This window comes from Streptomyces sp. NPDC007162, from assembly GCF_040634175.1.
Taxonomy (GTDB): Bacteria; Actinomycetota; Actinomycetes; order Streptomycetales; family Streptomycetaceae; genus Streptomyces.
The window spans coordinates 1-6,166 of the sequence record NZ_JBEYFC010000519.1 but is presented as its reverse complement, the minus strand read 5'-3'; the positions used below and the strand labels follow the sequence as shown (position 1 = coordinate 6,166).

4 protein-coding genes are annotated in these 6,166 nt (G+C 68.9%); all 4 read right to left on the bottom strand.

Features of this window, described 5'->3' with window-relative positions; all coding sequences use genetic code 11:
• Positions 1-285: 285 nt before the first annotated feature.
• On the bottom strand, positions 286-1,071 hold the full coding sequence (locus ABZ646_RS37905; protein ID WP_360529640.1) for a type VII secretion system-associated protein: 786 nt from the start codon (positions 1,069-1,071) through the stop codon (positions 286-288).
• A gap of 158 nt (positions 1,072-1,229) precedes the next feature.
• The gene (locus tag ABZ646_RS37900; protein ID WP_360529637.1) at positions 1,230-1,589 is read right to left on the bottom strand and encodes a hypothetical protein; all 360 of its coding nucleotides are present in this window, start codon (positions 1,587-1,589) and stop codon (positions 1,230-1,232) included.
• A complete protein-coding gene (locus ABZ646_RS37895) occupies positions 1,582-2,025 on the bottom strand; it encodes a YbaB/EbfC family nucleoid-associated protein (protein ID WP_360529634.1) in 444 nt (147 codons plus the stop codon). Before ABZ646_RS37895 ends, ABZ646_RS37900 begins: the two co-directional genes overlap by 8 nt.
• A gap of 148 nt (positions 2,026-2,173) precedes the next feature.
• Positions 2,174-5,446, bottom strand: coding sequence for a WXG100 family type VII secretion target (locus tag ABZ646_RS37890; protein WP_360529631.1), 3,273 nt, complete (start codon positions 5,444-5,446; stop codon positions 2,174-2,176).
• Positions 5,447-6,166 lie beyond the last annotated feature (720 nt).

Here is a 6,166-nt window from a genome sequence, read left to right as displayed (position 1 = left end):
GGCCGAGGCCGACGGCGCACCGGTGCGCGGTTGCGGGCCGAGCCCGGAGCCGCCCGCCGGTCGAGGACCGTCAGCAGGCCGTCGGAGGTCGCGTGGACCCGCGCCATGTCATCCGTCCAAACGGCAGTACGTGTGTGGGCACCTTGGAGGACCGAGTCAACCTGCCGACTGCCGGAACTCCCACCGCTTCCGGCTGATCACGGCCTCCCGTACACCTGGGTCTGCCCGCCCGTGCGTACCGACGCCGGCCCGCGCTGCAGCTCACGGTGGTGCGGCGGCGCAGCGTCAGAGAGCGTCGCCGGTCGGAACGTCGGTCATGCCGACGCCGACGCTGCCGCCCGCCGGCTCGGCGGCGGGCAGTATGTCGTCCAGGTCACCCAGCCAGCTGTCCTCCCCGTCCACGTCCGAAGCGGCCTCCACCGCCTCGCGCAGCACGTCCGACTCGACCGTCATGCTGACCGGAGCCGACGCGTTCAGGTAGATCAGATGGCCCTCGGGGAGTTGGTCGAGCAACTCCGGGACCCTGATGGACCGGAACGACAGACGGCCGGCCGCGTGCAGGTAATCCGGTGAGGTGAAGACGGGCACGATGGGCGACTCGTCGTCCGGTGCCACCGCGGTCAGCAACCCGCCGCCCGGCGCGACGAACGCCGCGACCTCGGCCGTGGCCAGAGCGCGCGTCACGTCCTCCGCGGGGCCGTAACCCGTCGCCGCGAGCTGCACCGCCGCGTCCACCGGGTCGGTCGGCTCCGGCCATCCGAGCGCGGCCGGCGAAGGACGGTAGTCCTCGTTGTCCCGCCACTCCACGATCTCGCCGTCCAGGTCGGAGCGCCACTGGCCGACCATGGCCCAGTCGGGCGGCACGCCCTCCCCCGACCAGGTGGGGTCGATCATCCCGAACCAGTGGTCGGGGGCCTGCCGAGCCGCCTCGCGGATGTGGTCGGGAACGGGCGGCATCTCGTCGCCGGCGCTGCCGTCCTGCGGAGCGGCCTCCTCGCTGCCGGGCACCACTTCCCCTGCCGCTGGGGCCTGTTCCTGCGGCGGCGCCTGGCCTTCCGACGCGCTGCTCATCTCTGCTTCCACCGTCCACTCTTGCCAGATATCGGTCCGACCGCACGGGGCAGTGCGCTGCCCACGAGCGCGGGGCTCTGCTGTGCCCTGCCCCACTGTCTCCAGCAGGGTCTCTCACCACAGCCGGACCACCGCTTGCTGCGTCACGGGCGAGGCCCTCAACCGGGATTCATCTGCGACCTCAGCGCGTTACCGGTCGCAGCCGCGTTCTCTTCACTCGCCTCGAAGGCCTTCACCATGTCGGCCACCTGCCCCGTCGAGTCCTCCAGCACCGCGCCGCCCTGCAACGCGGCCGTGACCACATCGTGGTGGGGCCCCTGGTACTGCCCATCGAACTTCTGCCCGGTCTTGTCGCCGCCCTCGCATCCGCGAAGGGACTCGCTGGTGTTCTGCAGTTTCTCTCCCGCCGACCTCAGCCGGTGGGCGAGACTCATGAGCCTGGGGATCGCGGGCCTCATCAGGTCCGTGTCGACGCGCAGCGGTTCGTTCCACGACGACTGCTGCTGCTGCTCACTCATGGTTGCCGCCTCCCCCCGCCCCGCCGAGCCCGTGCTCCACGTAGGCCCGCACCGCTTCCGGCAGTTCCAGCTCCTCCGGCAGCAGCGAGCGTGGATCGACACGCCCGTTCAGCAGATCGGCCGGTGACGCTCCGCCGAGCATACGACCGAGCGTCACCTCGGAGACGGCCGACAACGCCTGTGCTCGGGCCTGTTCAAGAGTTGCCATGATCACCTTCGACAGCTCCTTGGGAGGCAGGTTGCGGTACGCGGCCGTCGGGAACTCCAACGCCGTCACCTGGCCCTGCGCCCCCACAGTGATCTTCACCACCTGCCGGGGGGCGGTCGCCGTCGCCTTCACCTCGTTGATCCGGCGACGGGTCTCGACCGCCTGCTCACGCGCATCGCGGTACTCGGCCAGCAACTCCTCGATCTGCTGATCGTACGGTGACGGCATCCTGGCTCTCCTCAACGTCGCGCGGCTGCCTGGACGGACCCGAGTCAACCCCGGGCGGCACCCGCAGGCCAAGCCCGGACGGCCGTCGATGGACTCACGTACAGCCGCGTCTGCCTGCCTGGGCAAAGGTCACCTGCGGGCCGTACCGTCAGCCGAACACTCCCCTACCACCCCTGTCGCCGCCCCACACGTCCTCACTCTGGCGCAGCAGGTCAGCGATGCTGCTCTGCTCCTCCTCGCGATCCTCCCCCTCGCCCTTGCCCTTGCCCTTGCCCTTGCCTGTGTCCTTGCCGTTGGCGGCCGCCGTCGGGTTCTCGGACTCGGGCTGCTGCGCACCGGATTCCTCCTCCGGCTCGTCCAAGGCGCACGTCAGCTCCACCGGGGCGCTGCCGGACGCCTTGGGCCGCCAGGCGGGCCGTACCGGCTCGCCCCTCTCCTGGGCCGTGCCGACCGCGCGGCCCATCGCGTACGCACCGGCCGCGACCGTCGTCGCGACAGCGGCATCCTGTCGGTCTGCTTCGGTCGACGCGCCCAGATCACCGTCGGTGCCCGGCCCGTGCACACCGAACAGAGGAAGGAGTGAGCCCGGTGCCGAATCCCACGTGCCCGTGTCGTCGTCCCCGGCAGCCTCGGGAACCGCCGCCTCATCGAACGCCTCCTCCGCCAGTCCCCCGTGGACCGGCTCCTGCTGGGCAGGCGGCAACGCCTGGTCGTGCCCGTGCGTCCCCGGCTCGTCACGGTGCTCAGCCGACTCGCGCCAACTCCCGGCCTCCTCCTCCACCTGTGGCGCCGCCCGCTGCTGGAGCGGTGGCTGTTGGGCCGCCTTCTGCTCGCCCCGGGCAGGCTGATGGCCACTCTCCGCCGGTGCCGGTTCCGGCACGGGGAACCCGGTTGTCCACCATTCCGGTTCTCCCCACGCCGAGGTGTCGGCCTGCGGCGAGTGGTGACGATTGTCTCCGGCCTCTTCTCCGGAATCTGCCCCGGCGGCTCCCGCTGCCGCGGCGAACGACATCCCTCCCAGCACACCGGCGGCGAACGCCTCTGCCGCCGGGAAAGCAGAATGCTCGGAGCCGGACAACTCCGCTGCCGCCGATCGCTCGGGATGGAGGGCGTCTGGCAGGCCATATGCGTTCGGCAGCTCCAGGCGTCCCTCGTCGTGCCGAGCACCGTACGGGGAGCCGATCTCGGCCTCTCCTCCCAGCGCCGCGGCCGACCACGGCTCGGACGTGCCGAACAGCAGGCCGGAGGCGTCGGAACGCTGGTGCTCCCGCTCACCGTTCGCGGCGCCGGCTCCCATGCCGCCCATCGGCATCATCGGCATCATCGGCATCATCGGCATACCGGATTCAGCGAGGCCCGCCTCCGAAGTCGGCTCCCCGTTCGCGTCCAGCTGACCCTGCGGCAGACTCAGACCAGGACCCCCCTGATCCGCACCACCACTCACCTCACCGGGCGCACCCGCCAGCGACGGTGACCCCTTCCACGGCGCGGCATCCCCACCCAGCAGACCAGACGCATCGGACCGGGCCCCCTCCGACCCCACCCCACCCAAACCGCCAGAACCCATACCCATCGGCATCATCGGCATGCCCGCGCCACCAACACTCGGATCCGACGCACCCGGATATGCGCTGACACCAGGCTCACTCAACGACGGCTGGTTCTCGGGCAGGCTCAGACCGGGACCCCCCTGACCGGCACCACCGGTCACCTCACCCGGCGCACCCGCCAGCGACGGTGACCCCTTCCACGGCGCGGCATCCCCACCCAGCAGACCAGACGCATCGGACCGAGCCCCCTCCGACCCCACCCCACCCAAACCGCCAGAACCCATACCCATCGGCATCATCGGCATGCCCGCGCCACCAAGATCCGAGGCACCCGGATACCCACTCACGCTCGGTGCCGGCGCTCCGGTCTCCAGAGCCGAGTTGGAGAGCGCGGGCGCATTGGAGTCCAGGCCCGTGTCGGGGTAACCGGAGAGCGAACTCGGAGCCGAGGTTCCGGACGTGTCCACATTGGGCATGTTCGCACCGGGATACGCGGCGACGCCGGCGTCGGCGGGATCGCTCGACCCACTACCGCCGAGTCCCGGAGAGTCCAGGTTGAGGGCGCCGGAGTACGGGGAGGCGCTCTTCTGGGACGTCTTGGAACCAGCCGTCGAATCCGCGGGAGAGCCCGAACTCGATCCCACGTTTGGAAACGGAGTGATGGCGGCACCGTTGTCCGTGCCAAGACCGTTGGAGGAGTTGGGGTTGAGCGCCGCGTCCATCGCGGGGTCGAGTGTGCCGTTGGCAGCTCCGGACTGTCCTGAAGAGGTGTCGCCGGGGTACTGGGCGGGGCTCTGGTCCAGCGGGCTGTTCGCCGAAGCGTCGCCCAGGCTCCCCGCCCCCGGCAGGTCCGTCGGGATGTTGGAGGGCTGGACGTTCGCGTTGGTCTGCCCGCCCGAGAGCTGCGGGCCGTTGACGTCGGTCGGGGAGTTGCCGCTGTAGTCGGGGATGTCGGTGCCGGTGCCGGGCCCGTTCGCGTCGAGATTGGGGGCGTCGTAGCTGGGGGTCTTGCCGCCGGCGTAAGGGCTCACTGCGTTGGGGTCGTAGTTCGGTGAGTTTTGCGTGGAGTTTTTGCTGGAGTACGGGTCGTTGGGGTTGTAGTTCGCCGGGTTGTAGTTCGCTGGGTTGTAATTGGGATCATTGCTGGAGTACGAATTTGGATTGTAGTTCGGGATGGAATTGTTGTAGTAGGAATTGGGATCCTGATAGTTGGGCATTCCGGACGAGTTGGGATTGCCGTTGGTGGGGTCCTTCGGCATGTTCGGCTGGGCGACGGAGTCCTGGGTGACCTTGTAGTGGCCCGCCAGAGTGGTGAGCACCTGTCGCATATCGTTGGTCATCATGTTGACGACCTGGGGAAGCTTGTGGACTTCGACCTTCCCGTTCGACATCATGAGGCTCGGGTCGATCTTCAGAGCCTGTTGCGCATACCAGGCGTCGATGTCATTGAGCTTTGCGATGGCCTCTCGCAGATGCTGCGCATTGTTGGCCAGTTGCTGCGGGACGTTGTAGTCGCCGGTGATCCCGCCGGAGAGCGCGTTGGCCATGTCGGTCACCTGCTTGGACAGAGACGTCATGGCAGAGTTGAAGGCCTTCGCCGCCTCCCCCTGCCACGGCCCATTCTGCCCGCTCAACGCCTGGGTCTGGTCGCCGAGGTTCTGGGCGACCTGCTGCAACACCTGCTCCACGTACCAGAAGGTGTCCGCAGCATCCTGGAGCGTCTGCGGATCGGACAGCTGCGAGGCGGCCGCATCGCTCGTCGGTTGGTCGGGATCCATTCCGGTGACGGCCTTCTTGATCTGCTTCCAGGTCCAGTCCTGGTAGTCAGTGGACCCACCGTCGCCGCTTCCATTCGTGCTGCTGTCTGCCATGCCGTCCGCGCTCCCGTTCGCCGCACACTCAATGAACGTGACATGCCACGCGCCGTGCGGGACACCTTAGAAACCAGGCAGTCCCGTGGGCTCATTCTTCACAGGCGACGTCTGTCCCTCCGGAATCAGCGGCGGCGCCACTTCCATCCGGGGGGACAGTGGCGCCTGCAACTGCCCCACTTCCACCCGAGGCGACGCCGGCACCTGCAACTCCCCCACTTCCACCCGAGGCGACGCGGGCGCCTCCACCACCATCCTCGGCATGGCCGGAACGTCGGTGCTCGGCCGCCGCTCGACAGTGGGCGGGTCTGCCTTGATGCGGTAGAGCATTCTCGGTCGAGCGCTGCCGTACGACGTACCCTGATTCGGATTCGCCTCGCCACCGTATGGGTTTCCCGGCGAATACGCCTGTCCCGAGGTATAGGACCCATACCCATAGGGGCTACTGTTCGGGTAGGTGAGCTGCCCCATGGGCGCTCCGCCTGTCTGGCCCTCAGCCGACACGGTCGGACCACCCGAAGGCGCACTCTGATCGTCGACCGGCGCCTGAGCCTGAGGAGCCAGTTCCGGACCAGACGCCTGACCCTGCCCCTGACCATCCGTCTGACCCACGGGCGCTCCGCCCGTCTGGCCCTCAGCCGACACGGTCGGACCACCCGAAGGCGCACTCTGATCGTCGACCGGCGCCTGAGCCTGAGGAGCCAGTTCCGGACCAGACGC

What these genes read in the sequence shown, in the direction of transcription:
- ABZ646_RS37905 (WP_360529640.1), bottom strand. Translation starts at nt 1,071, where the DNA reads ATGAGCAGCGCGTCGGAAGGCCAGGCGCCGCCGCAGGAACAGGCCCCA.
- ABZ646_RS37900 (WP_360529637.1), bottom strand. Translation starts at nt 1,589, where the DNA reads ATGAGTGAGCAGCAGCAGCAGTCGTCGTGGAACGAACCGCTGCGCGTC.
- ABZ646_RS37895 (WP_360529634.1), bottom strand. Translation starts at nt 2,025, where the DNA reads ATGCCGTCACCGTACGATCAGCAGATCGAGGAGTTGCTGGCCGAGTAC.
- ABZ646_RS37890 (WP_360529631.1), bottom strand. Translation starts at nt 5,446, where the DNA reads ATGGCAGACAGCAGCACGAATGGAAGCGGCGACGGTGGGTCCACTGAC.